Annotated in this window: 31 protein-coding genes and 1 pseudogene; 24 read left to right on the top strand and 8 right to left on the bottom strand. The window is 45.1% G+C overall.

The window, feature by feature from the left end; all coding sequences use genetic code 11:
* Window positions 1-89 precede the first annotated feature (89 nt).
* Window positions 90-1,910, top strand: coding sequence for a PAS domain-containing protein (locus tag G9F48_RS02620; protein WP_025284656.1), 1,821 nt, complete (start codon window positions 90-92; stop codon window positions 1,908-1,910).
* Here the strand turns inward: G9F48_RS02620 and G9F48_RS02625 are convergent.
* Window positions 1,891-3,104, bottom strand: a pseudogene (locus G9F48_RS02625) (aminotransferase A). The gene G9F48_RS02620 and the pseudogene G9F48_RS02625 sit on opposite strands and share 20 nt — an antisense overlap.
* A gap of 200 nt (window positions 3,105-3,304) precedes the next feature.
* Window positions 3,305-3,466 carry a hypothetical protein gene (locus G9F48_RS02630; protein WP_165408984.1) on the bottom strand — a complete coding sequence of 54 codons (162 nt, stop codon included), beginning with the start codon at window positions 3,464-3,466 and terminating at the stop codon, window positions 3,305-3,307.
* A gap of 188 nt (window positions 3,467-3,654) precedes the next feature.
* Here G9F48_RS02630 and cheV point away from each other — a divergent pair, with 188 nt between their 5' ends.
* Window positions 3,655-4,566 carry a chemotaxis protein CheV gene (gene cheV, locus G9F48_RS02635; protein ID WP_003154623.1) on the top strand — a complete coding sequence of 304 codons (912 nt, stop codon included), beginning with the start codon at window positions 3,655-3,657 and terminating at the stop codon, window positions 4,564-4,566.
* 42 nt (window positions 4,567-4,608) lie between these two features.
* Here cheV and G9F48_RS02640 read toward each other — a convergent pair whose 3' ends face one another.
* The 4 genes from G9F48_RS02640 to G9F48_RS02655 form a co-directional block, all read right to left on the bottom strand.
* Entirely contained in the window at window positions 4,609-5,073 is a 465-nt protein-coding gene (locus G9F48_RS02640) for a YkyB family protein (protein WP_003154622.1), read from the bottom strand.
* Between the two features lie 122 nt (window positions 5,074-5,195).
* On the bottom strand, window positions 5,196-6,488 hold the full coding sequence (locus G9F48_RS02645; RefSeq protein ID WP_156735109.1) for an MFS transporter: 1,293 nt from the start codon (window positions 6,486-6,488) through the stop codon (window positions 5,196-5,198).
* Between the two features lie 75 nt (window positions 6,489-6,563).
* Window positions 6,564-7,058 (bottom strand): L,D-transpeptidase family protein, encoded by a 495-nt coding sequence (locus G9F48_RS02650; protein ID WP_088037173.1) that lies wholly within the window; start codon window positions 7,056-7,058, stop codon window positions 6,564-6,566.
* A 74-nt stretch (window positions 7,059-7,132) separates the two neighbouring features.
* Window positions 7,133-7,996: a metallophosphoesterase gene (locus tag G9F48_RS02655; protein ID WP_165408985.1), complete on the bottom strand. Its 864-nt coding sequence runs from the start codon at window positions 7,994-7,996 to the stop codon at window positions 7,133-7,135.
* A gap of 143 nt (window positions 7,997-8,139) precedes the next feature.
* On the opposite strand from G9F48_RS02655, the gene fadH reads away from it, so the two are divergent.
* The 14 genes from fadH (at window position 8,140) to G9F48_RS02725 (ending at window position 18,435) form a co-directional block, all read left to right on the top strand.
* Window positions 8,140-8,904 carry a 2,4-dienoyl-CoA reductase gene (gene fadH / locus G9F48_RS02660; RefSeq protein ID WP_003154618.1) on the top strand — a complete coding sequence of 255 codons (765 nt, stop codon included), beginning with the start codon at window positions 8,140-8,142 and terminating at the stop codon, window positions 8,902-8,904.
* Between the two features lie 110 nt (window positions 8,905-9,014).
* Window positions 9,015-9,563 (top strand): hypothetical protein, encoded by a 549-nt coding sequence (locus tag G9F48_RS02665; protein ID WP_165408986.1) that lies wholly within the window; start codon window positions 9,015-9,017, stop codon window positions 9,561-9,563.
* A gap of 142 nt (window positions 9,564-9,705) precedes the next feature.
* Window positions 9,706-10,926: an EAL domain-containing protein gene (locus G9F48_RS02670; RefSeq protein WP_165408987.1), complete on the top strand. Its 1,221-nt coding sequence runs from the start codon at window positions 9,706-9,708 to the stop codon at window positions 10,924-10,926.
* Window positions 10,927-11,370: 444 nt separating this feature from the next.
* Entirely contained in the window at window positions 11,371-11,610 is a 240-nt protein-coding gene (locus G9F48_RS02675; RefSeq protein WP_003154613.1) for a YkuJ family protein, read from the top strand.
* A 122-nt stretch (window positions 11,611-11,732) separates the two neighbouring features.
* Entirely contained in the window at window positions 11,733-12,251 is a 519-nt protein-coding gene (locus tag G9F48_RS02680) for a ribonuclease H-like YkuK family protein (protein ID WP_020955744.1), read from the top strand.
* 140 nt (window positions 12,252-12,391) lie between these two features.
* A complete protein-coding gene (gene abbA, locus G9F48_RS02685; protein ID WP_003154609.1) occupies window positions 12,392-12,583 on the top strand; it encodes an antirepressor AbbA in 192 nt (63 codons plus the stop codon).
* Between the two features lie 143 nt (window positions 12,584-12,726).
* Window positions 12,727-13,170 (top strand): cyclic-di-AMP-binding protein CbpB, encoded by a 444-nt coding sequence (gene cbpB, locus G9F48_RS02690; protein WP_003154608.1) that lies wholly within the window; start codon window positions 12,727-12,729, stop codon window positions 13,168-13,170.
* Window positions 13,171-13,310: 140 nt separating this feature from the next.
* Window positions 13,311-14,192 (top strand): transcriptional regulator CcpC, encoded by an 882-nt coding sequence (gene ccpC / locus G9F48_RS02695; RefSeq protein WP_007611101.1) that lies wholly within the window; start codon window positions 13,311-13,313, stop codon window positions 14,190-14,192.
* Window positions 14,193-14,303: 111 nt separating this feature from the next.
* Window positions 14,304-14,777 (top strand): flavodoxin, encoded by a 474-nt coding sequence (locus G9F48_RS02700; RefSeq protein WP_071391905.1) that lies wholly within the window; start codon window positions 14,304-14,306, stop codon window positions 14,775-14,777.
* The gene (locus tag G9F48_RS02705; protein ID WP_165408988.1) at window positions 14,767-15,660 is read left to right on the top strand and encodes a WD40/YVTN/BNR-like repeat-containing protein; all 894 of its coding nucleotides are present in this window, start codon (window positions 14,767-14,769) and stop codon (window positions 15,658-15,660) included. The genes G9F48_RS02700 and G9F48_RS02705 overlap by 11 nt, the downstream gene beginning before the upstream one ends.
* Before the next feature lie 26 nt (window positions 15,661-15,686).
* A complete protein-coding gene (locus tag G9F48_RS02710; RefSeq protein WP_077722141.1) occupies window positions 15,687-16,142 on the top strand; it encodes a flavodoxin in 456 nt (151 codons plus the stop codon).
* A gap of 81 nt (window positions 16,143-16,223) precedes the next feature.
* Window positions 16,224-16,934, top strand: a complete 711-nt coding sequence (gene dapD, locus G9F48_RS02715) for a 2,3,4,5-tetrahydropyridine-2,6-dicarboxylate N-acetyltransferase (protein ID WP_007409623.1) — start codon at window positions 16,224-16,226, stop codon at window positions 16,932-16,934.
* Between the two features lie 70 nt (window positions 16,935-17,004).
* Window positions 17,005-18,129 (top strand): N-acetyldiaminopimelate deacetylase, encoded by a 1,125-nt coding sequence (locus G9F48_RS02720; RefSeq protein ID WP_165408989.1) that lies wholly within the window; start codon window positions 17,005-17,007, stop codon window positions 18,127-18,129.
* 60 nt (window positions 18,130-18,189) lie between these two features.
* Entirely contained in the window at window positions 18,190-18,435 is a 246-nt protein-coding gene (locus G9F48_RS02725) for a YkuS family protein (RefSeq protein WP_003154596.1), read from the top strand.
* A gap of 33 nt (window positions 18,436-18,468) precedes the next feature.
* On the opposite strand, the gene G9F48_RS02730 is transcribed toward G9F48_RS02725, so the two are convergent.
* Window positions 18,469-19,275 (bottom strand): mechanosensitive ion channel family protein, encoded by an 807-nt coding sequence (locus G9F48_RS02730; protein ID WP_060386912.1) that lies wholly within the window; start codon window positions 19,273-19,275, stop codon window positions 18,469-18,471.
* A gap of 287 nt (window positions 19,276-19,562) precedes the next feature.
* On the opposite strand from G9F48_RS02730, the gene G9F48_RS02735 reads away from it, so the two are divergent.
* Together G9F48_RS02735 and rok are read left to right on the top strand one after the other, a co-directional pair.
* On the top strand, window positions 19,563-20,021 hold the full coding sequence (locus G9F48_RS02735; RefSeq protein WP_165408990.1) for a redoxin domain-containing protein: 459 nt from the start codon (window positions 19,563-19,565) through the stop codon (window positions 20,019-20,021).
* A 451-nt stretch (window positions 20,022-20,472) separates the two neighbouring features.
* On the top strand, window positions 20,473-21,069 hold the full coding sequence (rok, locus tag G9F48_RS02740; RefSeq protein ID WP_069473385.1) for a transcriptional regulator Rok: 597 nt from the start codon (window positions 20,473-20,475) through the stop codon (window positions 21,067-21,069).
* Between the two features lie 19 nt (window positions 21,070-21,088).
* Here the strand turns inward: rok and G9F48_RS02745 are convergent, their stop codons facing one another.
* Window positions 21,089-22,081: a sporulation protein gene (locus G9F48_RS02745; RefSeq protein ID WP_165408991.1), complete on the bottom strand. Its 993-nt coding sequence runs from the start codon at window positions 22,079-22,081 to the stop codon at window positions 21,089-21,091.
* Window positions 22,082-22,226: 145 nt separating this feature from the next.
* Between G9F48_RS02745 and G9F48_RS02750 the strand changes: the two genes are divergently transcribed.
* Genes G9F48_RS02750 through moaD form a run of 6 tightly spaced genes read left to right on the top strand, consistent with a single transcriptional unit; the run spans window position 22,227 to window position 26,393 of the window.
* On the top strand, window positions 22,227-22,850 hold the full coding sequence (locus G9F48_RS02750; protein ID WP_165408992.1) for a molybdenum cofactor guanylyltransferase: 624 nt from the start codon (window positions 22,227-22,229) through the stop codon (window positions 22,848-22,850).
* Between the two features lie 30 nt (window positions 22,851-22,880).
* The gene (locus G9F48_RS02755; RefSeq protein WP_146276675.1) at window positions 22,881-23,900 is read left to right on the top strand and encodes a molybdopterin-synthase adenylyltransferase MoeB; all 1,020 of its coding nucleotides are present in this window, start codon (window positions 22,881-22,883) and stop codon (window positions 23,898-23,900) included.
* A 17-nt stretch (window positions 23,901-23,917) separates the two neighbouring features.
* Window positions 23,918-25,210 carry a molybdopterin molybdotransferase MoeA gene (locus tag G9F48_RS02760; RefSeq protein WP_165408993.1) on the top strand — a complete coding sequence of 431 codons (1,293 nt, stop codon included), beginning with the start codon at window positions 23,918-23,920 and terminating at the stop codon, window positions 25,208-25,210.
* Window positions 25,171-25,692, top strand: a complete 522-nt coding sequence (gene mobB, locus G9F48_RS02765) for a molybdopterin-guanine dinucleotide biosynthesis protein B (protein ID WP_063174790.1) — start codon at window positions 25,171-25,173, stop codon at window positions 25,690-25,692. Before G9F48_RS02760 ends, mobB begins: the two co-directional genes overlap by 40 nt.
* Window positions 25,693-26,163, top strand: a complete 471-nt coding sequence (locus G9F48_RS02770) for a molybdenum cofactor biosynthesis protein MoaE (protein ID WP_003154579.1) — start codon at window positions 25,693-25,695, stop codon at window positions 26,161-26,163.
* On the top strand, window positions 26,160-26,393 hold the full coding sequence (gene moaD / locus G9F48_RS02775) for a molybdopterin converting factor subunit 1 (protein ID WP_007409633.1): 234 nt from the start codon (window positions 26,160-26,162) through the stop codon (window positions 26,391-26,393). Before G9F48_RS02770 ends, moaD begins: the two co-directional genes overlap by 4 nt.
* Window positions 26,394-26,414: the final 21 nt, after the last annotated feature.

Raw genomic sequence — 26,414 nt, forward strand, 5'->3', positions numbered from 1 at the left:
ATTTTTTAGCGAATCAATCTAGTGGAATTTCTTTTTATATCAGTCCGTGTCCAGCCTGCAGTGCGAGTATAATGCAAAGGAGGGATTCTGTGGAACAGGATACTCAGCATGTCAAACAGTTTCAATCGAAAACCGATCTTCATGCCGTTTTGACGTCTAACGGGCGTATTATGTATATTTCTGCAAACTGCAAATCGTATTTCAGTTATTCTCAGGAAGAGATGATCGGGTCATTTCTCAAAACGTTCCTGCATGAAGAAGATCAATTTTTGGTTGAAAGTTACTTCTATAATGAGCATCATTTGATGCCTTGCACCTTTCGTCTTATTAAAAAAGATCATACCATCGTATGGCTTGAAGCGGGTGTGGAAATTGTCACACCGCAAATGGAGGGGACGGATCGGGAAATCATCCTCAAAATCAAGGTGCTTGAGGAGAAGACGCCCCGCCGGCCTTATATGTATGAACAAAAGAAGCAAAAGGCAGAACAACAGTCTGAAGATGCGGCTGGAAACGGCGAATTCGAGCGTCTTGTCGAAATGCTGCCGAATCCTTTATATGTCAGCATCAACGGCACAATCGCCTACGCCAACAACGCGATGCTTGCCATGCTGGGAGCCGAAAGCAAAGACGAGGTAATCGGCAGGCGCTCTTATGAGTTTATTGAAGAAGAGTATCACGACATTGTGAAAAACCGAATTGTGCGGATGCAAAAAGGAATGGAAGTCGGAATGATCGAACAGACGTGGAGAAGGCTCGACGGCACGCCCGTTCATTTAGAAGTGAAGGCGGCACCGACGACATATAAAAATCAGCGGGCGGAATTGCTGCTTCTGATTGATATTTCTTCACGGAAAAAATTCCAAACGATTCTGCAAAAAAGCAGAGAACGTTATCAGCTCCTCATTCAGAATTCAATTGACACGATCGCCGTGATTCACAATGATAAATGGGTATTCATGAATGAATCGGGCATTTCGCTGTTTGAGGCTGAAACATATGAAGATTTAATCGGGAAAAACGTCTATGATCAGCTTCATCCCTGCGATCATGACGGCGTGAAACAGCGGATCCAAAATATTATCGACCGAAAGACCGAGTCAGAAATCATTAAGCAGTCGTGGTTTACCTTTAAAAACCGGCTGATCTACACGGAAATGGTCTGCATTCCGACGACGTTTTTCGGAGAAACGGCCGTGCAGGTCATTCTGCGTGACATTTCTGAGCGGAAGCAGACGGAGGAATTAATGCTGAAGTCGGAGAAGCTGTCTATCGCAGGGCAGCTGGCGGCGGGGATCGCTCATGAAATCCGCAATCCGCTGACGGCGATCAAAGGATTTTTACAGCTCATGAAGCCGACGATGGAGGAAAACGAACATTACTTTGAAATTGTGTTTTCTGAACTGAGCAGAATCGAATTAATTTTAAGTGAGCTTTTAATGCTTGCCAAACCTCAGCAAAACGCCGTGAAAGAGCGTGTAAACTTAAAGAAAATTATAAGTGAAGTGACCGCTCTTTTAGAGACGCAGGCGAATCTTAAAGGGATTTTTATCAAAACGGATTACGAACATGACAGCATGTATATTAACGGTGATCAAAATCAGCTGAAACAGGTGTTTATCAATCTGATTAAAAATGCCGTTGAGTCGATGCCGGATGGGGGAACGGTTCACATTCTTATGACAGAAGATGAGTATTCCGTTAATGTGACGGTGAAAGACGAGGGTGACGGGATACCGGAAAACGTGCTGAAACGAATAGGCGAACCGTTTTTGACAACGAAAGAAAAAGGAACCGGCCTGGGGCTGATGGTCACATTCAATCTTATTAAAAACCATCAGGGAGCCATCCAAGTAGACAGCAAACCGGACAGAGGCACGGCCTTTCATATTACATTCCCGAAACAATAAAAAACAACGGCGTTATGCCGTTGTTTAAATAGTCTGCATGGATTCTCTCGTTTTTAAAATAAATGCTTCCAGCCGGTCCAAGCCTTCTCTCAATGTATCCAGTGAATATGCGAATGACAGCCTCACATACCCTTCACCCAACTTTGAAAACGAGCTGCCGGGCACAAGAGCCACACCTGCATCCTCTAAAAGAGCCATACTAAAATCAAACGATGACATTCCGAATGACTTAATGGAAGGGAAGATATAAAATGCGCCTGACGGCTTTACGACGTCAAGCCCCATTGAAACAAGACGGTCATATACATAGTCAAGCCGCTTTTTATACTGTTCTCTCATAATAAGCGCATCATCAACACCGTTTGTCACCGCTTCAAGAGCCGCTTTCTGAGAGATTGAAGACGCGCATGTCACACTGTATTGGTGAACTTTTAAGATGTGCTTGGCAATTTCTTTCGGTGCGAAAATGAAACCGATTCTCCAGCCCGTCATGCTGTGTGATTTTGACAGGCCGTTGATGACGATCGTCTGGTCTCTCAAATAAGACGCGATCGAATAATGCGGTCTGTCATAGGTTAATTCGCTGTAAATCTCATCAGACAGGACAAAAACATTTCTGCCCTTCAGGACGGCTGCGATGTTTTGCAGCTCTTCCTCAGACAATGTCACTCCGGTCGGATTTGACGGATAAGGAAGAATGACGCATTTTGTTTTTGGTGTCAGCGATTCTTCAATGAGCCGCGCCGTCAGCTTAAATCCGTGTGTCGTCGTATCCACATGGACCGGAACGGCGCCCGACATGCGGATGATCGGTTCGTAGCCCGGATATATCGGTCCGGGGAGAATTACTTCATCGCCTGGAGATAAAATCGTCCGCAAAGACGCGTCAATCGCTTGGCTGGCCCCGGTTGTGACAATGATTTCAGTTTCAGCTTCATAATTCAAATCAGCTTTTTTCTTCATATAAAGCTGTACGGCCTGTCTCAGCTCATGGCCGCCCGCATTCGGAGTATACGCCGTTGCGTTCTCGTCGATTGCCTTTTTGGCAGCCGCTTTGACATGGTGCGGCGTGAAGAAATCCGGCTGGCCGATCGTAAGCGAAATGACATTATCGTGCTGAGCTACAAGATTTGAGAATTTGCGAATTCCTGAAATTTCAATTTCTTTTACATTCGGATTAAGCAAATGTTCCATAATTCATCACCTTATACTATATATTGAGTTTATCCTATTTTACCACTAGCTGAGCATTTGTCATCTTTTTATTGAACTATCCCGAGTATATGTCCGATATGTGAAAACATACCTTCTTTCAGAAAAAAATAAGACAACCAGCTGAAATGATTGTCTTCATTGTATCATGATCTATCTATTGTGATATGTGGCGAATGTCATTAATACCCGTATTCAAAGCTGACGTCTTCCCGCCATAAGATGTATGGAGCAGGCTTGTCGGGACGATCTTTCGCCTCTTTTTTCATTTGCAGGTAAGTCGTTTTGCTGATATCTTCTAACACCGTCATTTGATATTGGTCGAATATGACTACTGTACCCATTTATTACACCCTTCTTCCTGAAAAATCCTTGACTATTTTACCACTCGATGTCAAAAAGTCAATGGGATATCAGAAAAAAGCATCTTTTTATAAAGAGTTCATGGCCAGTTGGCCCGAATACATTCACTTTTTCCGTTTACAGCCGATATATACAGTACAATACTGAATGCGGATAGCGAGGGATTGAATTGTCTTTACAACAATACGATATTTTATTGGATTCAGGCACAAACGAATTAGAAATCGTCAAATTTGAAGTAGGCGTCAATACATTTGGCATAAATGTGATGAAAGTCCGGGAAATCATTCAGCCGGTAGATGTCACATCTGTGCCTCAGTCTCATAAAGACGTAGAAGGGATGATTAAGCTGAGAGGCGAAATTCTTCCCGTCATCAGTCTGTATACCTTTTTCGGCGTTGATGCCGAAGGAGCAAAAGACGATAAATATATCGTAACGGAATTCAACAAGCGGAAAATCGTCTTTCACGTCGGTTCCGTTTCACAAATCCACAGGGTGTCCTGGGAGGCGATTGAAAAGCCGACTTCCCTGAACCAGGGCATGGAGCGGCACTTAACGGGAATCATCAAACTGGAAGACACGATGATCTTTCTGCCTGATTATGAAAAGATCATTTACGATATTGAATCAGCATCCGGTGTTGAGACTTATCATGTCCATCAGGAAGGATTTGATGAAAGACGGGCGGGTAAAAAACTGATTATCGTTGAAGACTCGCCGCTTCTGATGCGTCTTTTGACGGATGAGCTGACTGAGGCGGGGTACAGTGAAATCGTTGCGTTTGAAAACGGAAAAGAAGCGTATGATTACGTCGTGGAACTGACGGATAACGGAGCAAACCTGTCAGATCATATTGACATGATTATCAGTGACATTGAGATGCCGAAAATGGACGGGCATCGTTTGACCAAGCTCCTTAAGGATAACCCGCAAAGCTCTGATGTGCCGATTATGATTTTCTCGTCCCTCATTACGGACGACCTGCGCCACCGGGGCGAAGTAGTCGGAGCGGATGAACAGATCAGCAAGCCTGAAATCAGCGAGCTCATTAAAAAAGTGGATACGTACGTGATTGAATAGAAAAAAGCCGATGCATGACGCATCGGCTTTTTTGCGGCGGAATTAAAAATAACTCTCACCAAGTTTTTTAAATACGGGTTTATGATAAGCGGGCTGCTGCCTGTTGGCGGCAAGCGGTTTTTCCTTTAAGCCCACATATTTTTGCAATACGTTTTTCGCTTTTGTCAAAGACATTTGTGCTTTAGGATTGCGGTACGATTGATTTAACGTACCTAAATGCGGAAGATGCTGGAAGTCTTCTTTTGTTGGAGGCATGTGAAAATAGTAGTCTCCGATAGAGATAAGTACGTCTGACTGCTGTTGGCTAAACCTGGGATTATTTGAAAAGTGAAGCCCTATTTTTTTCCCTTTGCCTTCTTTCACAAGCTTTTGTAATGCCCGTTTTTTCAGCAGATAAAGGTATTTAGGGTTGGGGGCGGTTTTTGCATGGCGGTTCACAGTATAAACAGCTTTTGAAAGATTCTCGATGGTTGGCTGCAGCTCTTTCGAATAAGCGTGGTCGTCCATTATTTCTCTCCTTTGCATTGATCAAGTTCATATATAGATTATACTTTTTTAGCGTTGAAATGCAAATATTGATTATAAAAATACGCCTTTTTCTGATGAAAAGGGCGCATTTTTTTCCTTTATTAGACAGGTTTCGCATGTTTTTCGGAATCAGCCTTTAATGATTGCTGTACATCGACCTCTGCTGCCTCGGCGCTGTATTTCGGAAGAGCGATAAAATAGAACACAAATACCGCTAAAATCACAATTCCCATGCCGTAATAAAGGTAATCAATATTGGCAACGAATTTCGGAAATAACAGGGCAACCAGTCCGAGTGTAATCGATTGGGCAAACATCATAAAAGGATCCTGCCAGCCGCTGACCCGGCCCATTATTTTCGGATGAACGATTTTCGGCATCCAGCCCCCGATGGCGATATTGACGGGGCCGATGCACATGCCGAGGATGAAAGCCGCCGCATAATAAATCCACAGCTTATCCGTATAGCCGAGGACAAAAATGAGCAGTCCGGCTGCCAAAATAGGAATCGACATCAAATGATGCGGTTTGACTTTTTTTGCGATCATCGTTCCGATCACACTTCCTGCAAGCAGGCCGAAGCCGAGTGCGACGGTGAAGATGGAAGTATGTGATTCGTAATGATCAGGCGCAAGTCCGTATTTCATCGTAAACATCGGCAGTACGGCAAAGCCGCCGTTGACAAAACCAAAGATAAAAAAGCCGAAAATAAGGGAAGCAAGCAATTTGTTTTTAACAATATATACGATCCCTTCCTTAAAATCAGCGACCGAGTCTTTCAGAAACGAATCTCCCCATTTAAAAGGGCCGTTCGGCTGACGGGCTTCTTTCGGAATGCGGCAGGCGCGGATCAGAAAGCCTGATACAATAAAGCTGACAAAATCAAGGATAATGGCTCCGTGCATACCGATCGTTTTATACATAAACGCGCCCATACCGACGCCGAATACCATAAAGATGCTGAACAGGATCTGGTTAAGTCCCGCCGCTTTCGCATAATGCTCCTTAGGCAGAATAGCTTGTACAAGGCTGGCTTCCGCCGGGAAAAAGAACTTGGTCACGGCGCTTCTGATGAACAAAATACAGAACACGAGAGGGATGCTCCCGGTGTATAATGCGGCAAATAATACGATCGTCAGTCCGGCTCTGATCCAGTCACAATTCTCTGCGACCTTTTTCCTGTCAAGCCGGTCAGCTGCGACACCGACAATCAGAAATACGAAAACTGTCGGCAGTGAATACATCAGCTCAGCCAAAGTTGTATATGCCGGCTGGTTTGAAAAATGGTCCAGCAAGTAAAAAGCGAAAGCCATATTACCTACAGTCGTTCCCATTTGAGAAGCGAGTGCTGCGAAAAAGAGACGGACAAAATTGCGATTTTTAAATATATCCATAAACACGCTCCTTACCCTAAAGGTCCCACTGTAATATATTATCATCAGCTCGTTCCATTAACAAATAAGATCTTTCTATCTTATAATCGTCACCCTTGTTCCATTAGGCACGGTAGCGGCAAGTTCAGTGACGTCCTGATTATACATCCGGATGCATCCTTTTGATACCGCTTTGCCGATGGAGGAAGGATTATTTGTTCCGTGAATGCCGTAATGAATTTTAGAGAGGCTGAGCCAATAAGCGCCGAACGGGCCGCCGGGCTTAGGCTGGCGGTTCACAATGTAAAATTCTCCGGTCGGCGTGGTCGTCAATATTTTTCCGACTGCGATGGGGTACGTACGGATGAGCCTGCCAAGGCGGTATAACTCCAGTTTCTTCGCTCCGATATACACGACAATGGAATAAGGGATGGTGGATGGGTCGGGAAGATTCGGTATGATAATATGCTGTCCCGCGTATATGACCGATTGGATTGAGGGATTTGCCTGAAGGAGAGCAGCAGTGCTTATTCTGAAGTCTTGCGCAATGCTTGAGATGGTTTCTCCTTGTTTCACTTGATATGTCAGCAGTTTCATCACCCTCCTTTTTGCTCTTTTCCATATACATATTACGGAGGGGGTGTCTGTGCATCGGGATAAAAGTCTTATTTTTGTACGGTTTTCAATGTGAACAGCGTGATTTCCGGTCTGGCTAAAAATCGATACGGCAGTCTTGTCGTACCGAGCCCGCGATTAACGTAAACGGTTGTGTCATGCAGCGTATACATGCCGTCGGTATACGTTTTTCCGTATGGAGGCGTAATGAGAGGGCCGAAAAACGGGAGCTGGACCTGGCCGCCGTGAGTGTGTCCCGACAGCTGGAGGTTTACGGGATATCCGCCGATCTTGAGAGCGGCATCAGGCTCGTGGACGATTAAAATGGAAAACGCATCTTCGGAAAGGCGGGACAGGGTGCCTTCATAATCGGGTTTTCCGAGCATTACATCATCCAAAAACGCGAGTTCAATCCGGCTTCCGTCTGTCAGCTGCACCTGACGGCAGCCATTTCGAAGCACTTGAAAATCAGCCGCTTCCATCAGAGCCTTGTACGTGTTCGTACCGTAGCCTCCGTGGTCATGGTTTCCGTAAACACAAAGTTTGCCGAAGGGAGCTTCCAGATTTTGCAGCACGGCGAGTGCATGCTGATGATCATTAAATAAATGCGGCTTATCAATTAAATCTCCCGTAAAGATGAGCAGATCGGGTTTCAGCTGATTGATCTTTTCCGCTGCTTTATTCAAGTCACCGGGTGTAAACACATCACTGAGATGCGTATCGCTGAATTGAACGATTTTAAAATTGTCAAAGCCGCTGGGGATCAGGCGGTTGGTGATTGTATGACGGGTGATCTCAATCATGCGCGGTTCAATATACCGGGCATAGCCGTAACCTCCGCAAGCCGTTGCGAGAGTTGCACCCAAAATGCCGAATCCTCTTTTTAAAAATGTTCTTCTCGTCATTTTCTCCATATGTAAAACCAACCTTTGTCAGAGTTGTTCTATTATATCATCAGCCTGGCTGAAAAATCCCTTCTCAGCATGTAATGACGCGGAAAGACATCTATGATAAGATTATGAATGATTATTCATTCAATAAAAGGGGTGGGTTTGTTATGGATAAGAAAGCGGTAATCATTACAGGCGGTTCAAGCGGCATGGGAAAAGCAATGGCGAAAAAACAGGCTGAATTAGGATGGCATGTCATGGTGACAGGGAGGAACCATGAAGCACTTGAGGAAACAAAAAAAGAAATTGAGACCTTTGAGGGGCAGGTCGCCTGTTTTCAAATGGATGTCCGTTCTGATTCCGCCGCTTCAGACATGATTACAGAAGCGAAAAAAGTCTTTGGCCGGCTCGATGCGCTGATTAACAATGCGGCCGGCAATTTTATTTGCCCGGCAGAGAAGCTGACGCCCAATGGATGGAAAGCTGTTATTGAGATTGTTTTAAACGGCACATTTTTCTGCAGCCAAGCCGCGGCAAGGCATTGGATCGAGCAGGAGCAGAAGGGCGTCATCTTAAATATGGCCGCTACATACGCATGGGGAGCGGGAGCGGGTGTCGTTCATTCCGCTGCAGCCAAAGCGGGGGTATTGTCACTGACAAGAACGCTGGCCGTTGAATGGGGGAGCAAATACGGCATCCGCACAAACGCGATAGCCCCCGGCCCGATTGAACGGACAGGCGGTGCGGAGAAGCTGTTTGAATCGGAAAAAGCGGTGTCCCGCACTATGAACAGTGTGCCGCTCGGCCGTCTGGGGACACCGGAGGAAATCGCCGCTTTGGCAGCGTTTTTGCTATCCGATGAAGCATCCTATATAAACGGGGATTGTATCACAATGGACGGGGGGCAATGGCTGAATCCTTACCCGTTTTAATTTACATGACATATTTTGCGAAGCAAGCGAACGTTAAAGGTGAACGTTCGCTTGTTTTATTTTTCTATTCAAAATTATGATATAATTTTTAAAGATTAAGAGGTGAATAAGTGAAGAAATTATTAAAATGGTTCGTTGTACTATTTTTAAGCAGTTGCGTTATCATCTTTAATATTTGGTACTTTATCATTTGCGCTTTTACTCCGGAGTATTATCAAAATACCAATCTTACATCTGATGAAATAATCAGATTTGAAAAGCTATATCATATAGATTTTCCTGATGAAACGAAATTTATTAAAGCCAGGGAGTATTTGAGTGGGCTCGGAGGCGATACATCGGCTGTATTATATGTGTCTCTGCCAACCAAGCTGGCGGAAACAATTTTATCTGATTATACGTATATGCCAATAAATCATACTGATCATGCCGGTTCAATGTATGGAGTTGACGTTTCCAAGAGTGCTGGCGGGTTAACAACTCTTACATTTGGCACTTTAGATAAAAAAGGAACTTTCTTTCAGTTGAAACATGATGATGATTGGATATTTAACAGTACTGATTGGAGCCATTATTTTTGGACAGCCGCCGGTTATAATGCTCTTATATTTATCCTTTTATTTGTGATTGTGAAACAAATGAATAACGTCCTTAATTAACCGGTCTGAAGAGTGATCTTAAAAATGTCCCCCTTTTATTTTGAACTGCTGCCATACTGCCTCCTTTTTCCCCTAATCTAAACATTTGTGGTGCTGATATAATTGTGTATAATCAGACAAAGATAGAGAAGCAGGTGATAACATGTTGGACCCACTTGATATACTGACGAATATTGATGATGTCATTCCGTATTACCAAGCGATTTTTAACGCTGAGGAACAAAGAGTCGTAGGCTACGAAGTGCTTGGGCGGATTTTGGCAGATGCGGAGATTGAGAGCCTCGGGCCGTTTTTCTTAGATTCCGGCATTCCGGAAGAATATAAGCTTGAGGTCGATGACAGAGTCATCAGGCAGGCGCTGGAGAGGTTTAAAGAAGCTGATCGCGATCTGTTGATTTTTATCAATCAGGATGCGAATGTATTGATGCTTGACCACGGAGAAAGCTTTCTTGAGCTTTTGAAAGAATACGAAGAGCAGGGCATTGAATTGAATCGTATTGTGCTTGAGATCACCGAGCACAATTTCGAAGGCGACATTGAACAGCTGTACCATATGCTTGCCTACTATCGTACATACGGCATTAAAATCGCGGTGGACAATATAGGTAAGGAGAGCAGCAACCTGGACAGAATCGCGCTCCTTTCACCGGACCTTCTGAAAATAGATTTGCAGGCGCTGAAGGTATCTCAGCCGTCACCATCATATGAGCATGTGCTGTACAGCATTTCATTGCTGGCGAGAAAAATCGGCGCCGCGCTGCTGTATGAAGATATAGAAGCTGATTTTCAGCTCCAGTACGCATGGAGAAACGGAGGCCGATTTTTTCAAGGCTATTATCTGCAGGCGCCGAGCGGCGATTTTATAGATCGGAGCCTGTTAAAAGCACGCTTGAAAACGGAGTTTCAGCAATTTATCACGAGAGAAAAAAAGAAGCTGGAGACAGTATACGAACACTCTGAGAATTTTTATAAGCGGGTCAATCAGGCAGTTTCCGAGCTGAAGAAAACCCATCAGGCGGACGATGAGTTTATTAAAAAACTGGCGGAAAACCTGACCGACTGCTGTTTCAGAATTTATATGTGTGATGAAGAAGGCTATCAGCTGACGGGAAATGTGTTCAAGCAGTCCGGCGAATGGCTTTATCAGCCTGAATACGTGGAGAAAAACTGGAGCTGGCGTCCGTACTTTTTAGAAAACATTATGAAGATGCGGAATTCAAGAAAAGGCTTTTTCAGTGACCTGTACAGTGATATTGAGACGGGTGAGATGATCAGAACCTTTTCATACCCGATGGATAACAATATGTATTTATTTATCGATCTGCCTTACTCTTATTTATATGAACAGGACGGGTTACTTTAAAGCGGCTGCTGTATGCCGCTTTTTTTTATAAATGTGAAAAAGTTTTAAAAAACGATTGACAATGATAGTGATAATCATTATCATTTAGTTATAGAGAGAAGTTACTCTCTGTTCCCCAACCCCTCTATCAGATCAAGATCCGAAAAAGCTTGGCGCTACCCCCGCCAAGTTTTTTTATGCTGTCTCCTCATAAAAAGGCTTCTCCTCACATACATCTGACAATGGCGGCTCAAAAAGCGAAAAATTATTTTTGAAAGGTGTATGACATTCCGAAAAAAGCTTCAAACTATTCGAAAACACGGTTTTCCCGTTTATTTTCTTATTGAAAATCCAGCGGGAAAATGCCATCCCGGTCTACTTTATGGTATGATGCTCTGTAGGACTTGTATTATAATAAATACTTGTTGATTTGAAGTTGTTTTTTGAAAGGAGTCTTTTTTTAGAATGTCACAATTAATGGGTATCATCACGCGGCTGCAAAGTCTGCAAGAAACAGCGGAAGCGGCTAACGAGCCGATGCAGCGTTATTTTGAAGTTAACGGCGAAAAAATTTGCAGTGTTAAATATTTCGAAAAAAATCAAACGTTTGAACTGACGGTTTTCCAAAAAGGTGAAAAACCTAACACATATCCGTTTGATAACATTGACATGATTTCTATTGAAATTTTTGAGCTCCTTCAGTAATGTGATTTGATTTTTCAGGCTGACCAAGCTTCCGGTCTTCCGCAAGCGGAGCTTTATTAAATCATGCAAAGGAACGTGCTTGTTCGTTTGGTTGTAGACTCTGGAAAGAGGAGTGTCCGTACATGGCTGATTCTTTTCTGTTTTATAATCTTTCTGAGGCACAGATGACCTTTCAAGACGTGACGGAGCGGCTGAAACGCTTTGTCAATAAAGACCCCCGTTCAGCATACGTGCTGTCTGTAGGGACTGATTCACAAGTTTACCGCGACTTCACAAAGTTTATTACGGCTATACACTTGCACCGTACAGGCAAGGGAGCTTGGGGCTGTTTGAAAAATCACGACCTTGCAAGACCGATACATAGCCTTCGCGAAAAAATCTCGCTGGAAACCGCGTTCAGCCAGGAGATGGCTGCGCATATCCTCGACGGCCGTCTTATGGAACTGACAGATTTGCTCTTGCCTTTTGCGGATGAAGGGGCGGATCTTTCATTTGAAGTGCATCTGGATATCGGTCAAAAAGGGCTGACAAAAGAATTGATACAAGAAATGACCGGCCGCATTACCTCAATGGGCATTGAAGCGAAAATCAAGCCTGATTCCTGCACAGCATTCAGTTATGCCAATCGTTACACAAAATAATATTTCATACAGAATCCGCAAAATGTCGAATTATGCGGTTGACGATTTTTTTCTGTTTACTTATTCTAGCGGTAGAGCTGAAAGCAAATTTCACATTGCTTTCAGAGGTATTCAGTTAAAAATAGGGGGCCTGATTACGTATGAGTCTTATCAGTGAACGATTTACGGAAGAAGAACAGAAACTTCTGCTGAATATCCTGATCAATCAAGAATATGCCATTGAGCTTTTGACCAGCGAAATCAACGATATAGAAGCAGGGTCAAAAAGCGTTGATGGAACCACTTATAAAAAACTCGTAACGCTCTATGACCGTTTTCGGAACGAAAATTAATCAGCGGCCTATAAATTGATACTCGATTGCAAAGAGTATCTTTTTTATTGACGGAAACTTTTCGACAAAAAATGATAATGTTTATATTATTGCAATATAGGGAATACATGCTTTGATGAAAAATGTAAAGGGGTCGAAGTGACATGATTAGCTTACAATCAGATCAGCTTCTTGATGCAACAGTCGGACAATTTATGATCGAGGCGGATAAAGTGGCGCACGTTCAAGTCGGAAACAACCTTGAGCATGCTCTATTAGTGCTGACGAAAACCGGCTATACCGCCATTCCCGTCCTTGACGCTTCGTACCGTCTGCACGGTTTGATCGGGACAAATATGATTATGAACAGCATTTTCGGACTTGAACGGATCGAGTTTGAGAAGCTGGATCAAATTACGGTTGAGGAAGTCATGCTGAAAGACATTCCCCGTCTCCACATCAATGATCCGATTATCAAAGGGTTCAGCATGGTCATTAACAACGGCTTTGTCTGCGTTGAAAATGATGAAGGCGTCTTTGAAGGCATTTTCACGAGAAGAGTCGTATTAAAGCAGTTGAGCAGTCATATCAGATCATTGAATAAGTAGGCTCGCACGATCAGCCTATTTGTTCTTTCGCATGCCAGAAAAAGAAAACGCATACATATGAGTGGCGCTTGCCTCGGCAGCCTTTATTTGATTAGAATGGTAGATAAGAAATATGACAAGGCATTGAAAAGGAGGACGACATGCAGCTTCAAGAGCTTCATATGCTCGTAGTTTTAGCTGAGGAATTAAACATGAGGAAGGCTGCCGAACGGTTATTCGTGTCACAGCCGGCTCTGTCCCAGCGATTGCAGACCATTGAAAAAGCCTGGGGAACAAAGATCTTTCTTAGGTCTCAAAAAGGACTTACGGTAACGCCGGCAGGAGAAAAAATCATACAATTTGCAAATGACGTCACGGATCGGCAAGAAAGAATCAGAGAAAACATTGATGAACTTGAGGGTGAGATTCACGGCACATTAAAGCTTGCCGTCGCCTCGATTATCGGGCAGCACTGGCTTCCGAAAGTGTTAAAAACATATGTGGAACGATATCCGAATGCAAAGGTCTCTCTCATTACAGGGTGGAGCAGCGAAATGCTGAAAAGTCTGTATGAAGATCAGGTACATATCGGCATTATCCGGGGAAATCCGGAATGGAAAGGCCGGAAAGATTATTTAATGACCGATCATTTATATTTGGTCGATACGGAAATTTCCTGTATTGATGATATTGCCCATACCGATCGGCCGTTTATTCAATTCAAAAGTGACAGTACATATTTTCAGGAAATTCAGCATTGGTGGCATCAAAAATTCAAAACTTCGCCGAAACAGACCATCCTTGTCGATCAGATTGAAACGTGCAAGCAGATGGCGCTGCACGGGATCGGTTATGCCATTCTGCCGTCAGTCACCTTAGAAGAGGAAGACAAAGTAAATAAAATGCCCCTGCTTGATACAAAGGATCATCCGATCGGCCGTGACACATGGCTGCTCGGTTATGAGCCGGCATTTGAATTAAAACAGGTGCAGGCTTTTGTTTCTGTCATTAAAGATATGCTGAAACAGGAACGCCCATTTTAGAAAGACAGCAATCATGCTGTCTTTTTTTATTTTTTATTGACAATGAAAATCATTATCATTTAAAGTGTTATATATGTTAATGAAAATCATTATCAATTACGAGGTGATCATATGCAGAAAGCATTAATGATATACGCAAGCATGTCGGGGAATACAGAGGATATTGCCGGCATTATTAAAGAAACACTGAGCGGGCATCAGATAGCGGTTGACAGTCTTGACATGGACGAAGCAGATGCGGATTCACTCAAAGCATATGATTATGTTTTTGTCGGCACATACACATGGGGGGATGGTGATCTTCCTTACGAAGCGGAAGATTTTTACGAAGATATTCTGCACAGCCAGCTCAACGGACTGAAAACGGCCTGTTTCGGTTCAGGCGATCACGCCTACCCGAAGTTTTGTGAAGCGGTCACGCTGTTTTGCGATGCGTTTGAACAGGCCGGAGCCAATTTATATCCGGAAACGCTGAAAATTGAGCTGGCGCCCGAGACGGCTGAAGATCAAGAATGCTGCAAAGAATTTGTCCGCGGTTTTCTTGCATGGGCCGCTCACCACGGAGACCGGTGCCATGTTTCATAAAGGCGCGACGGCTGTCATGGCATCAGTATCTTCGGGATTTTTTGTCGCTGTGAAAGACGAAGGTATTTTTCATTTTTCGGCGGAAGAAGGCTGGAAAAGACTATTCCGAGTGAAAAGCAGGATTCATGTGCTGACTTATATAGGGCCCTACATATTCGCAGCTGGAGAAAAAGGCGCCGTCCTCAGATCGGCCGATCAAGGAAAGACTTGGACGGCCTCCCGATTTCCGACCAGCGCCTCCGTATGGGACGTTGCCGGACGGAATGACGGATTTGTCTGTGCGCACGGCACATACTGCCTCTACTTATCTGATGATTTCGGCGTCACTTGGCATGTGGCTAAGCCCTTTTCACAATTAAAGGAGCCGCCTGTCATCCGTTCGCTTTGTTTACACGGTCAGACGATTTATATCGGCACCCGGATTCATATGAATCATGGCGGCATTTGGGCGTATGATCTGACGGAAGGCCGCATCCGGCGTATAAGCCGCGAAAGGCAGCGCATGACGGCTTCAATGATGATGTATCAGAATGACTGGCTCATTGCAGCAAAGGGCGCGGCAAAGGGAGAACGGGGGGAGGTTGCCGTTCGAAACGTGCGGACGCAAGAGGAGTTTGCCATTACAGCCGGGGACGCTGTAAGGGAAAAGTCATTTCTCGACGTTTCTGAGGATAACGGGACTATTTATGTCACATCGTCACAGGGTGAAAGCGGATTTTCGCGTATTTATCAAGCTGATCTTGCCGCCGGTGAATTAAAGTGGTTTGATACGATCCGCGGTCACGGATGGCGGGTGGCCAACCGGGAAGAAAACTTTTTTTGCGCGGGCCTTTACGAAAGTAAGTTTGTCAGACCGTATGAGGCGGTTCGGCTCGCACATTAGTTTTTATGCATAAAGGAGAGACGAAGATGGGGAATGTATTGCTTGTTTACGCTACAATGTCAGGAAACACCGAGGCGATGGCGGATTTAATTGAAAAAGGGCTGATCGAAGCACAAGCATCCGTAGACAGATATGAAGCGATGGATATTCATGCCGAACTTTTTAATGATTACGAGTATATTTTATTAGGCACATATACGTGGGGAGACGGGGATCTTCCTGATGAAATGCTCGATATTGTAGAAGATATGGAAAACCTGGAGTTTACGGGAAAAACATTTGCTTTGTTCGGTTCCGGAGATACGTCCTATGAGTTTTTTTGCGGAGCGGTTGACGAATTGGAAAAAGTAATCACGGCGCGCGGCGGGCGGGTGGTGCTGCCGTCGGTCAAAATTGAAAACAATCCTGAGGGCAGTGAGGAAGAAGAGCTCCGGGAATTCGGAAGACAGTTTGCCGCGCTGTGCAGCCAGCCGGCAGAATAAAGGCTTGTTCCTTTTTTTCTTGTCTTTGTATCCTTCCTTTGTTACAGTAATGAGGTAGAAAATCAGAGGAGGACAATACATATGAAAATGATGGATGCAAATGAAATTATTTCATTTATTCAAAATAGTACAAAATCAACGCCTGTAAAAGTGTATGTAAAAGGCGATCTCGAAGGAATCAGCTTTGGCGATTCCGCTAAAACATTCCTGAACGGCCAATCCGGCGTCGTTTTTGGCGAGTGGGCTGAAATTAAAAGCGCAATCGAAGAAAACAAAGACAAAATTGAGGATTACGTCATTGAGAATGACCGCCGCAACTCTGCGATCCCGATGCTTGATTTAAAAGATGTTAAAGCGAGAATCGAGCCAGGCGCTATTATCCGCGACCAAGTCGAAATCGGCGACAATGCCGTTATCATGATGGGTGCATCTATTAATATCGGTTCAGTCATCGGCGAAGGTACGATGATTGATATGAACGTTGTTCTCGGAGGACGCGCGACTGTCGGAAAAAACTGCCACATCGGAGCGGGTTCTGTATTAGCGGGCGTTATTGAGCCGCCTAGCGCTAAGCCTGTTGTCGTAGAAGACGACGTTGTGATCGGCGCAAATGCGGTTGTGCTTGAAGGCGTAACAATCGGTAAAGGCGCGGTTGTCGCCGCCGGAGCCATCGTTGTAAATGACGTCGAGCCGTATACCGTTGTAGCGGGAACACCAGCGAAAAAAATCAAAGATATCGATGAAAAAACAAAAGGAAAAACAGAAATCAAACAGGAATTACGCCAGCTGTAAGGAATGGTTTGATAGAATGGGCGTGGATGATAAAATCCACGCCTTATTCTTATCTCAAGGAGGAATACATATGGAAAAAGAGCGGCTCATTGCCATCCGAAGAGATCTGCACCGCATTCCGGAGATCGGCTTTCAGGAATATAAAACCCAGCAGTACCTGCTGAATCTATTAAACCAATATCCGGAAGAAAGAATTGAAATCGAAACTTGGAGAACCGGCATCTTTGTCAAAGTCAACGGCACGGCTCCGGAAAAAATGCTCGCCTACAGAGCGGATATAGACGCTCTGTCGATTGAAGAGCAGACGGGGCTTCCGTTTGCATCTGAGCACCCCGGTTTTATGCACGCATGCGGCCACGATATGCACATGACCATCGCGCTCGGCATTATTGATCATTTTGTCCATCATCCCGTCAAACATGATCTGCTCTTTTTATTCCAGCCGGCTGAAGAAGGACCGGGCGGAGCGGCACCGATGCTTGAAAGCGATGTGCTGAAAAAATGGACGCCGGATTTGATCACCGCCCTCCATATAGCACCTGAGCTGCCGGTCGGCACCATTTCCACCAAAAGCGGATTGCTGTTTGCCAATACGAGCGAGCTTGTCATCGATCTTGAGGGGAAAGGCGGACATGCGGCATATCCGCATACAGCAGACGACATGGTCGTTGCCGCGAGCACGCTTGTCACGCAGCTCCAAACAGTCATATCCAGAAATACGGATCCGCTTGACAGCGCTGTAATTACTGTCGGAACGATTACCGGGGGCACGGCGCAAAATATCATCGCAGAGCATGCTCATTTGGAGGGAACCATCCGGACGCTTTCCGAGGAATCAATGCGTATGGTGAAAAAGCGGATTGAAGAGCTTGTCAAAGGAATTGAAATCGGCTTCCGATGCAAAGGAAAAGTCACGTATCCGTCCGTTTATCATCAAGTTTATAATACAAGCGGCCTGACCGAAGAATTTATGCAATTTGTCAGCGATCATCAGCTTGCTGACGTGAAAACGGCGAAAGAAGCGATGACCGGAGAAGATTTCGGATATATGCTGAAAAAATATCCCGGCTTTATGTTCTGGCTGGGGGCCGATTCATCCCACGGGCTTCATCACGCCAAGCTGAACCCGGATGAAGATGCGATGGAAATCGCGGTAAATGTCATGGTCGGATATTTTTCGAAGTATGCCAATTAAATCCGAAAAGAAGAATAATCTAACAAAAATTGAGCATTCTACATAACGGAGGTGTTCAATATGACGAAAAAAATTGGAATTGAACAATCTTTATCGGATGTAGAACAGGCGTTAAAACAAAAAGGATATGACGTAGTGATGATGAAGACTCCTGAGGATGCGAAGAATTGTGACTGCTGTGTCGTAACCGGACTTGACAGCAATGTTCAAGGAATTGCCGATACGTCAACTCAGGCTCCCGTCATTACGGCTTCCGGAATGACCGCCGACGAAATCTGCAGCGAAGTAGAAAAAAAATTTCATTAAAAAGAAAAAACCGAAGCTTACGCTTCGGTTTTTCTATTCGGCGGAAGCGGCGTTTTTAAAACGGTCGAGCGCGATTTTTATTTCTCTCCGCAGTACGCGTTCAACCCGCCATTGCTCCATATTTTCTGTTTTGGCAATGATTCTGATCACCATTTCTGACGTGCTTAAATCTTGAACCCCGATGACGTCCGGCCCTTCCTTAATCTGCGGGAGCTCAGCGGCTGCTTTGTCACACGCGGTTTGCAGGATTTGAATGGTTTCATCAAGATTTTTTTCAAGCGGCACTTTAATATCGACAAGCGCCTGCATCGTTCCGCGGGAATGGTTGCTCACATTCGTGATGCCCCGGTTGGGAAGATAGTGAAGCGTGCCGTCAAAGCTCCGGATTTGCGTCGTACGGAGACCGACCTGCTCGACAATGCCGCTGTAGCCGGCAACCGTAATATAATCACCGACGTCGATCTGTTTTTCCAAAAGGATAAAAAATCCGGTGACGATGTCACTGACAAGCCCCTGAGCCCCGAAGCCGACTGCGAGACCGACCACGCCGGCGCCGGCAATGAGAGCGCTCGGATTGTAGTGAAATAAATCCAAAATCATTACGATAAAAACGAATATCAGGATGTATCCATACACATTGAGCGCGAGGCTTCGCAAAGTATAAGCGCGGCCCGTGGAGAGGTTGTTTTGTTGCTCGAATTTCTGAAACAGATGCTTGATCAGCTTTTTTCCTGCCGTCCGGAAAATAAAGTACGCTAAAATAATGAGAGCCAGCTTTATGATGAAAATCCCGGCAGATGTGAGAAGTCCGGCCCAATCAAAGTGTTTTAAATCAATCATAGTGATGTCTTCCTTTCAAGTCTATTGCAGAAAAAGCTAAAAGTGATATACCCGTTTTTTAAATAAGATAAACCTTTTCATAGAAACCAGTTATTACATTTATGATTTGTTCATATTGCCCCGGTTTCAATATCTTCATTTTTGTGAAGATATGTACTAAAGAATCTCCACACTCATTTTAACATGGTGATTCAGCCAAATCATATCCTTTGGAGAGAAAACAGGAGGACGTTGCCCGGCGGACTGAAAGCCCCGGCAAAAAACTTTTTCATAAGGAGGGAAATGAGATGAAATTACATCAGCAAATGCCTGAATTGCCCGGCGCTAAAGCATGGATTAACAGAGAAGTCACGAAGGAACAGCTGGTCGGCGGAAAGCCGGCACTGGTTCACTTCTGGTCCGCCAGCTGCCGCATGTGTAAAGAAGCGATGCCTGAGGTGAACGGGTTTCGTGATAAATATAAAGATCAGCTGAATGTGTTGGCCGTCCACACGCCCCGTTCCGAAGACGATCTTGATCTTGAGAAAATCAAGAAAACAGCGGCTGAGCACGATATCTCTCAGCCGATTTGCGTCGACAGCGATCATACGCTGACTGACGTATTTGAAAATGAATATGTGCCGGCTTATTACGTTTTTGATAAAAACGGACAGCTCCGCCATTTTCAAGCGGGAGAGAGCGGGATGAAAATGCTTGAAAAACGCATCAGCCGGGTACTTTTAGAAACGGAGCAGGCTTCTGAGTAATCGGGACAATCTCCGTCGGACTATTGTCTCGGTTCTGCAAACCCTTTGCCGTTAGGTAACAGGGTTTTTTTGTGTCTATTGGATAAAAAATTCCAATGTGACATGTGTGGCTTAAAAAATAAGAGAAACAGCCGTAAACACGCTGTACCACTTGTTTTATCCATATCATTATCTTTTACATATTATAGTCGAAAATTGTAGATATCACGCTAATTTTCATTAAACAAGTAATTTCAAGTTATATTTTGAAATGGTTGAATAAATTGGAACTTTGTCCAGAATCCCCTATATGATAAGGGATTTTTGTATATAAAGTACCATTTTCAGAAAATAAGCAATTTTTCATAGAGTAAATAAAATAGTAAAATGATAAAATAATAGTTGATAAAATTACTTTTGTAATCTAATATCTTAATAAAAGCGTTTAAATTTTTGACAGGGGGTTTTACACATGTTTAATGAAAGAGAAGCGCTGCGCTTACGTTTAGAACAATTGAACGAAGCAGAGGTAAAAGTCATTCGTGAATATCAAATAGAACGTGATAAAATATATGCAAAACTGAGAGAATTAGACAATACGGGCAGCCTGTCCGATACAAAAAAAGAGTTTCGTCCGGAGAAAAAAAGTGACTCCCTCCCGGTACTTGCAGAGCTTGCAGCACAGGAAATGAGAAGCTATCAAAAGCCGCAGACACAGCCTCAATCCTCCCAGCAGCAGATGCAGTCTATTACGTCTCTTCCCGCAGGCATTCCAGACGGTTCTACAAGAAGAAGAAGAGGGACGGCGAGACCGGGATCGAAAGCGGCAAAACTGCGCGAAGCAGCGATTAAAACATTGAAACGCCACAATGCAGCGATCAAAAGTTCCGAACTGCAAAAGGAAATTGAAAAGGAAAGCGGCCTTGAAATTCCTAATATGACAACATTTATGCAAAGCTTAATTAAAATGTATCCGGAAGTGAAAAAACCATACCGCGGCCAATATATTCTTGAGGGAGAAATTTCTCAGGAAACAGCAGAAACGGCAAATGATACGGCTGCTGAATAAAACAGTAAAACTGCTTGCGTTACTCAAGCAGTTTTTTTGCGCTTTCCCGCTTATTCTGCGGAAGTGACGCATCTTTTTCAGGCTTTTTTTCAAGCTTGACAACATATTTTTGGAAAGGCTTTTCGCCGTCAGCGCGTTCTTTCAACGCATCCAGTTTTTCATCAAACGACTGATCGCGGGACTCTGATTGTACAAATTGTTTTTGCAGGGAGATGACTTGTTCGGTAACGGCTGTAAGCAAGTCTTCTGCCTGAACAGTCTCTTTGGAAACGGAAGGAATTTCCAGAGTTTGTTCCGCCGGTTCCGCCGTGCGGCTGTCAATATCAGCAAAATGGCCGGCAATCCAAGCATCACTTTCGTCCAGCTGCCGTTTATACGAAAGAATGGTTTCTTGAAATAACTTTTCTTTCGTTTTTTCTATTTCTACAAGCCGTTCTTTTGTTTCTAGTATTCGATCTCTCATATGATTAATTTCTATTTTAATATGTTTGAGCTGGTATTCTTTTTCTATCATTTGTGTTTGGAGCCGGGTATTTTCGTCTGCAGCGGCATGATAACGCTGTTTCATATCTTCGTGAGAAGTCCGTTCGGTTTGAATGGCGGTCTCAAGTGAGCGGATGCGGGTATGTAAGTTTTTATTTTCTTCTTCAAATTTTATATTTGTAAGATGCAGACGATGCTTTTCTTCCATCTCATTTTTCCGACGAAACGTTTCCTGCTGAAGCAGTTCTTGCAGAATGACGATTTTATCGAGCAGCCCGGCTCTGATTTCATGCAAAGAACGCTCCGTGTCACTTGTCTGTTTGTGTTTTTGAGCCATGGCTTCCAATTCGTCAGAAAGCTTGTGAAGCCGCTCTTTAATATTGGCGTTTTCCTCCTGAAGCTTATTATTTTTTTGATGGAAGTAGCTTGCTTCAAATTCTGAAATTATTTTTCTGCATCTGGAAAGTTCGGATTTCAAGTAAAGGTTCTCTTGAGAAGTGTCGTGGAAAAACGGACCTGATATTTTCATAAGAACCATCTCCCTCATGATGTTAACACTACAATATGGGAAAGGAACAACGGCTATTCCTCTTAATTAAACAGACAAGCACCGTAATATTGTATTTCGGCTGAGGCGTTTGCTATGCTTTTATATAGAATGGGAGAGAGATGACATGAAACGGGTGAATGTAATATTAGCGGGGGGAGCTTCCCGAAGATTCGGAGAACCGAAAGCTTTTGCAAAGTGGAAGGGCGGCATGTTTTATGAACAGGTGAAAAAAGCCTTCGGCGGCGGAGAAACGGTAATTATCAGCCGCCCTGAGCATATAAAAAAGTTCTTATCAAACAGGGAGCGGCATGTTTTTGCCGATGAGCCGCGGTTTCGGGGAATGGGCCCGCTTGCCGGCATATATACGGCAATGGAACAAACGGAAGGCGAAACATATACGGTCATATCCTGTGACACGCCGCTCGTGACAAGAAAGACGATGGCTGCGCTTGAAAAGAAGCTGACCGGAAACCTGGATGCTGTCATACCGGTTTGTGAAAACAGAGAGCAGCCCCTCTTGGCGGTTTACCATAAACGGGTGCAGGATGTGCTTTTTGATCAGCTGACACAAAACAAACTGAAAATGACAGACACGCTGAAACGGCTGTCTGTCTGTTATGTGCAGGCTGAAGACATCGGCGCCGGGCCGGAGGAGTTCGCTAATGTCAACACACGGGATGATTACACCAGACTTTTGGCGCATGTCGAGTCTTCAAATCAGGACTGGTCGGGAAGAAACATGGTATGATGGAAATAAAAATGCAAGGGGACAACACAGATGGAAGAGCGCTATTCGCGGCAGACAAGATTTAAGCCGATAGGGGAAAAAGGGCAGCAGGCGCTGGCTGACAGCAGTGTCCTGATTGTCGGAGCCGGAGCCCTCGGAACAGCCGCGGCAGAGGGCCTGGCAAGAGCCGGAGCGGGCCGTATGGCGATTATTGACCGAGATTATGTGGAATGGAGCAATTTACAAAGACAGCAGCTGTATACAGAAGAAGACGCGAGACAGCGCCTGCCGAAAGCAATGGCGGCCAAGGCGCGTCTTTTAGCGGTAAACAGTGATATACATATCGATGCTTACGCGGCGGAAGGTACGGCGGAAACGCTCGAACCGCTGATCGAACAAGCGGATTGCATCGTGGATGCGACAGATAATTTTGAAACGAGAATGGTCATCAATGATCTGGCGCAGAAAACGAAAACACCTTGGATTTACGGTGCCTGTGTCAGCAGTCAGGGAATGTGCATGACGATTATTCCGGGGGTTACGCCGTGTTTATCCTGCCTGTTTGAGCAAATGCCCGTGGGCGGAGCGACATGTGATACAGCAGGCATCATACCTCCGGCGGTTCATATCGTCTCCGCTTATCAGCAAGCGGAGGCGCTGAAATTGCTGACAGGAAATCATGCGGCGGTAAATCGGCGCTTTTTCACGTTTGACGTGTGGAATAACACCAATATGAGCATAAATGTGGATCAGATCAAACGGGATCATTGCCCTTCCTGCGGCGCGGAGCCCGTATATCCGTATCTGCAGCCTGAAAACAGGCCGAAAGCAAGCGTGCTGTGCGGAAGAGACACCGTTCAAATCAGATCGGAAGCCTTAAAGAGGCTGGATAAAGAAGAGCTTGTCAAACGTCTGAAGCAGATCGGTAAAGTGGAAGCAAATGAATTTTTGCTGCACATGGCGTACGAGCGCTTCAGAATCGTTATTTTTCAGGACGGACGGGCTCTGATTCACGGTACAAACGATATAAAAGAAGCAAATTCAGTTCTGGCCAGAGTGATCGGACTGTAGGAAGGGGATGTATTGCTATGCTTGAAAAAAGAACGCCGATTCAGGTGGACGAAGCAGTCCGCCGGGTGAGCCGGTATAAAAAACAGGGGGATACCGAATGGGTGGCGCTTGAGGACAGTCTCCACCGCTATTTGGCGGAGGATGTTAAGGCGGATCATGATGTGCCGGCCTTTAACCGTTCCCCGTATGACGGGTTTGCCATCAGGGCGAGCGATTCAAAAACGGCTTCCCGTGACAATGCCATCACCTTTGAAGTCATTGACCATATCGGAGCCGGCGCCGTGTCAGAAAAAGAACTCGGGCCTTATGAAGCGGTCCGCATTATGACGGGGGCGCAGATTCCCAAAGGCGCGGATGCCGTAGTGATGCTTGAGCTGACAAAAACGTTTTCTGAAAACGGCACGAATTACATGTCAGTGAAACGCCCTTTTGATGCGGGCGATAATATTTCATATCAAGGAGAAGATGCGAAAAAAGGCAGCTCGCTATTAAAAAAAGGGACGAAAATCACGCCGGGCGTAACCGCTCTTTTAGCAACCTTCGGCTATGCTTCCGTTCCCGTGGTCAGAAAGCCGGTTGTCGGCATTATCGCAACGGGAACCGAGCTTCTTCATGTCAGCGATCCGCTTGAGCCGGGGAAAATCCGCAACAGCAACGCTGCCATGGTGTATGCCCAGGTCATTGAAGCGGGTGCGGTACCGCTGAACTTAGGGAAAATTTCCGATGATTTTGATGACAGCTATTCTGCGGTGAAGGAAGCTATGAAAAAAGTTGATTTTCTGATCACGACCGGCGGCGTGTCAGTCGGCGATTTTGATTTTCTTCCGGACATTTATAATAAGCTCGGAGCGGAAGTTCTTTTTAACAAAGTGGCAATGCGCCCGGGGAGCGTGACAACTGTCGCCCGGGCCGATGACATGCTGCTGTTCGGCCTTTCAGGCAATCCGTCCGCATGTTATGTCGGATTCACCCTGTTTGTCAAACCGATGATTAAGACGTGGCTTCTGAATGAAAAACCTCATTCCGGATGGGCGGAAGCCGTGTTAACAAACGACTTTCCGAAGCCGAATCCGTTTACGAGATTTGTGAGGGCATTTGTTTATCATAAGGACGGAAAAATGATGGCTTCACCGGTCGGTCTCGACAAATCAAGCTCAGTCACATCTCTTGCCGAAGCAAACGCGTTTATCCTTCTGCCGGGAGGAACGAGGGGGTATGAAGCGGGCCGGACGGTTCACACGCTCCTTATCCGTGATGAGAATGGAAGTGAATGGCCGTGGTCAATTCTTTCCCGATCGTCCAGATCGTAGGTTTTCAAAACAGCGGTAAAACAACGTTTATTGAACGTGTGCTGAAAGCTGCGCCGAAAGAGTGCGATATTGGATGTTTAAAACATCACGGACATGGCGGAGAACCGGAACCTTTTTCTGACGGAAAAGACTCGGAGCGTTTTTCAAAAGCCGGAGCCGCGGTTACGGCAGTAGAAGGGGACGGCGTCCTGCAGCTTACGGCGCGAAAAAAATGGGATCTGGCGGGTTTGATCAGTCTGTATGAATGTCTGGGAATTGACGGTCTTCTCATAGAGGGATTTAAACATGCGCCGCATCCGAAAATCATTATGATCAAAAACAGCGAAGATTGGCAAAAGCTGAAGCATTTGGAGCGCGTGATCGCGGTTGTCAGCAGAAATACGGAGCATATGCCGGCAGATGCAGGCAAGCCCGTATTCCATGCGGACGATCCGGCTGCCATTATGTTTGTGCTTTCGCAGCTGAAAGGGGAAACTGCTTAAATGGAACGTTTTCAAATTACAAGGGAACCTATCATTGCGGAAAATATCGTAAAAAAAGTTGAAAAGCGTGAAGCCGGCGCCATCACAACGTTTATCGGCACGGTCAGAGAGTGGACTGCAGGACGGCGGACGGTGCGTCTCGAATATGAAGCGTATGAACCGATGGCTGTTCAAATGCTTTCTCAAATCGGCAGTGAAATCAGCGCGAAATGGGAAGGAGCCGAAGCTGCAATCACTCACCGTGTCGGCGTCCTTGATATCGGTGAAGCAGCGGTCGTAATCGCTGTGTCTTCTCCGCACAGAAAGGCGGCATATGAGGCGAATGAATATGCAATTGAACGGATAAAACAGATTGTGCCGATATGGAAAAAAGAAATCTGGGAAGACGGGGAAGAATGGATAGGCGATCAGCTGGAAACGACGCCCTATCCGAACGGAAAACCGGATTTGGATAAAGGGGAATCGCGATGATTAAAGTATTATTATTTGCCGGGCTTGCGGAGCAGGCGGGAACACCGGTCATTGAACTTGACGAAAAAGAGACGGCGGCGTCTGCTGTAAAAACGCTGTTAAAGGAACGGTACGGCCTTCAGACGATTGACAATGCCATGATCGCAATCAATGAAACATATGTAAAAGACAACAGTATCGTAACAGAAGGTGATACCATTGCCTTTATCCCTCCTGTAAGCGGAGGGTGAAAAAAGAGCCGGGTGTGCATC

Origin of the sequence: Bacillus sp. EKM420B (assembly GCF_011065565.1) — a bacterium.
Classification (GTDB): domain Bacteria; phylum Bacillota; class Bacilli; order Bacillales; family Bacillaceae; genus Bacillus; species Bacillus velezensis.

What these genes read in the sequence shown, in the direction of transcription:
- G9F48_RS02630 (WP_165408984.1), bottom strand. Translation starts at nt 3,466, where the DNA reads ATGGGTACAGTAGTCATATTCGACCAATATCAAATGACGGTGTTAGAA.
- G9F48_RS02640 (WP_003154622.1), bottom strand. Translation starts at nt 5,073, where the DNA reads ATGGACGACCACGCTTATTCGAAAGAGCTGCAGCCAACCATCGAGAAT.
- G9F48_RS02645 (WP_156735109.1), bottom strand. Translation starts at nt 6,488, where the DNA reads ATGGATATATTTAAAAATCGCAATTTTGTCCGTCTCTTTTTCGCAGCA.
- G9F48_RS02655 (WP_165408985.1), bottom strand. Translation starts at nt 7,996, where the DNA reads ATGGAGAAAATGACGAGAAGAACATTTTTAAAAAGAGGATTCGGCATT.
- fadH (WP_003154618.1), top strand. Translation starts at nt 8,140, where the DNA reads ATGGATAAGAAAGCGGTAATCATTACAGGCGGTTCAAGCGGCATGGGA.
- G9F48_RS02670 (WP_165408987.1), top strand. Translation starts at nt 9,706, where the DNA reads ATGTTGGACCCACTTGATATACTGACGAATATTGATGATGTCATTCCG.
- G9F48_RS02675 (WP_003154613.1), top strand. Translation starts at nt 11,371, where the DNA reads ATGTCACAATTAATGGGTATCATCACGCGGCTGCAAAGTCTGCAAGAA.
- G9F48_RS02680 (WP_020955744.1), top strand. Translation starts at nt 11,733, where the DNA reads ATGGCTGATTCTTTTCTGTTTTATAATCTTTCTGAGGCACAGATGACC.
- abbA (WP_003154609.1), top strand. Translation starts at nt 12,392, where the DNA reads ATGAGTCTTATCAGTGAACGATTTACGGAAGAAGAACAGAAACTTCTG.
- cbpB (WP_003154608.1), top strand. Translation starts at nt 12,727, where the DNA reads ATGATTAGCTTACAATCAGATCAGCTTCTTGATGCAACAGTCGGACAA.
- ccpC (WP_007611101.1), top strand. Translation starts at nt 13,311, where the DNA reads ATGCAGCTTCAAGAGCTTCATATGCTCGTAGTTTTAGCTGAGGAATTA.
- G9F48_RS02700 (WP_071391905.1), top strand. Translation starts at nt 14,304, where the DNA reads ATGCAGAAAGCATTAATGATATACGCAAGCATGTCGGGGAATACAGAG.
- G9F48_RS02705 (WP_165408988.1), top strand. Translation starts at nt 14,767, where the DNA reads ATGTTTCATAAAGGCGCGACGGCTGTCATGGCATCAGTATCTTCGGGA.
- G9F48_RS02710 (WP_077722141.1), top strand. Translation starts at nt 15,687, where the DNA reads ATGGGGAATGTATTGCTTGTTTACGCTACAATGTCAGGAAACACCGAG.
- dapD (WP_007409623.1), top strand. Translation starts at nt 16,224, where the DNA reads ATGAAAATGATGGATGCAAATGAAATTATTTCATTTATTCAAAATAGT.
- G9F48_RS02720 (WP_165408989.1), top strand. Translation starts at nt 17,005, where the DNA reads ATGGAAAAAGAGCGGCTCATTGCCATCCGAAGAGATCTGCACCGCATT.
- G9F48_RS02725 (WP_003154596.1), top strand. Translation starts at nt 18,190, where the DNA reads ATGACGAAAAAAATTGGAATTGAACAATCTTTATCGGATGTAGAACAG.
- G9F48_RS02730 (WP_060386912.1), bottom strand. Translation starts at nt 19,275, where the DNA reads ATGATTGATTTAAAACACTTTGATTGGGCCGGACTTCTCACATCTGCC.
- G9F48_RS02735 (WP_165408990.1), top strand. Translation starts at nt 19,563, where the DNA reads ATGAAATTACATCAGCAAATGCCTGAATTGCCCGGCGCTAAAGCATGG.
- rok (WP_069473385.1), top strand. Translation starts at nt 20,473, where the DNA reads ATGTTTAATGAAAGAGAAGCGCTGCGCTTACGTTTAGAACAATTGAAC.
- G9F48_RS02745 (WP_165408991.1), bottom strand. Translation starts at nt 22,081, where the DNA reads ATGAAAATATCAGGTCCGTTTTTCCACGACACTTCTCAAGAGAACCTT.
- G9F48_RS02750 (WP_165408992.1), top strand. Translation starts at nt 22,227, where the DNA reads ATGAAACGGGTGAATGTAATATTAGCGGGGGGAGCTTCCCGAAGATTC.
- G9F48_RS02755 (WP_146276675.1), top strand. Translation starts at nt 22,881, where the DNA reads ATGGAAGAGCGCTATTCGCGGCAGACAAGATTTAAGCCGATAGGGGAA.
- G9F48_RS02760 (WP_165408993.1), top strand. Translation starts at nt 23,918, where the DNA reads ATGCTTGAAAAAAGAACGCCGATTCAGGTGGACGAAGCAGTCCGCCGG.
- mobB (WP_063174790.1), top strand. Translation starts at nt 25,171, where the DNA reads ATGGCCGTGGTCAATTCTTTCCCGATCGTCCAGATCGTAGGTTTTCAA.
- G9F48_RS02770 (WP_003154579.1), top strand. Translation starts at nt 25,693, where the DNA reads ATGGAACGTTTTCAAATTACAAGGGAACCTATCATTGCGGAAAATATC.
- moaD (WP_007409633.1), top strand. Translation starts at nt 26,160, where the DNA reads ATGATTAAAGTATTATTATTTGCCGGGCTTGCGGAGCAGGCGGGAACA.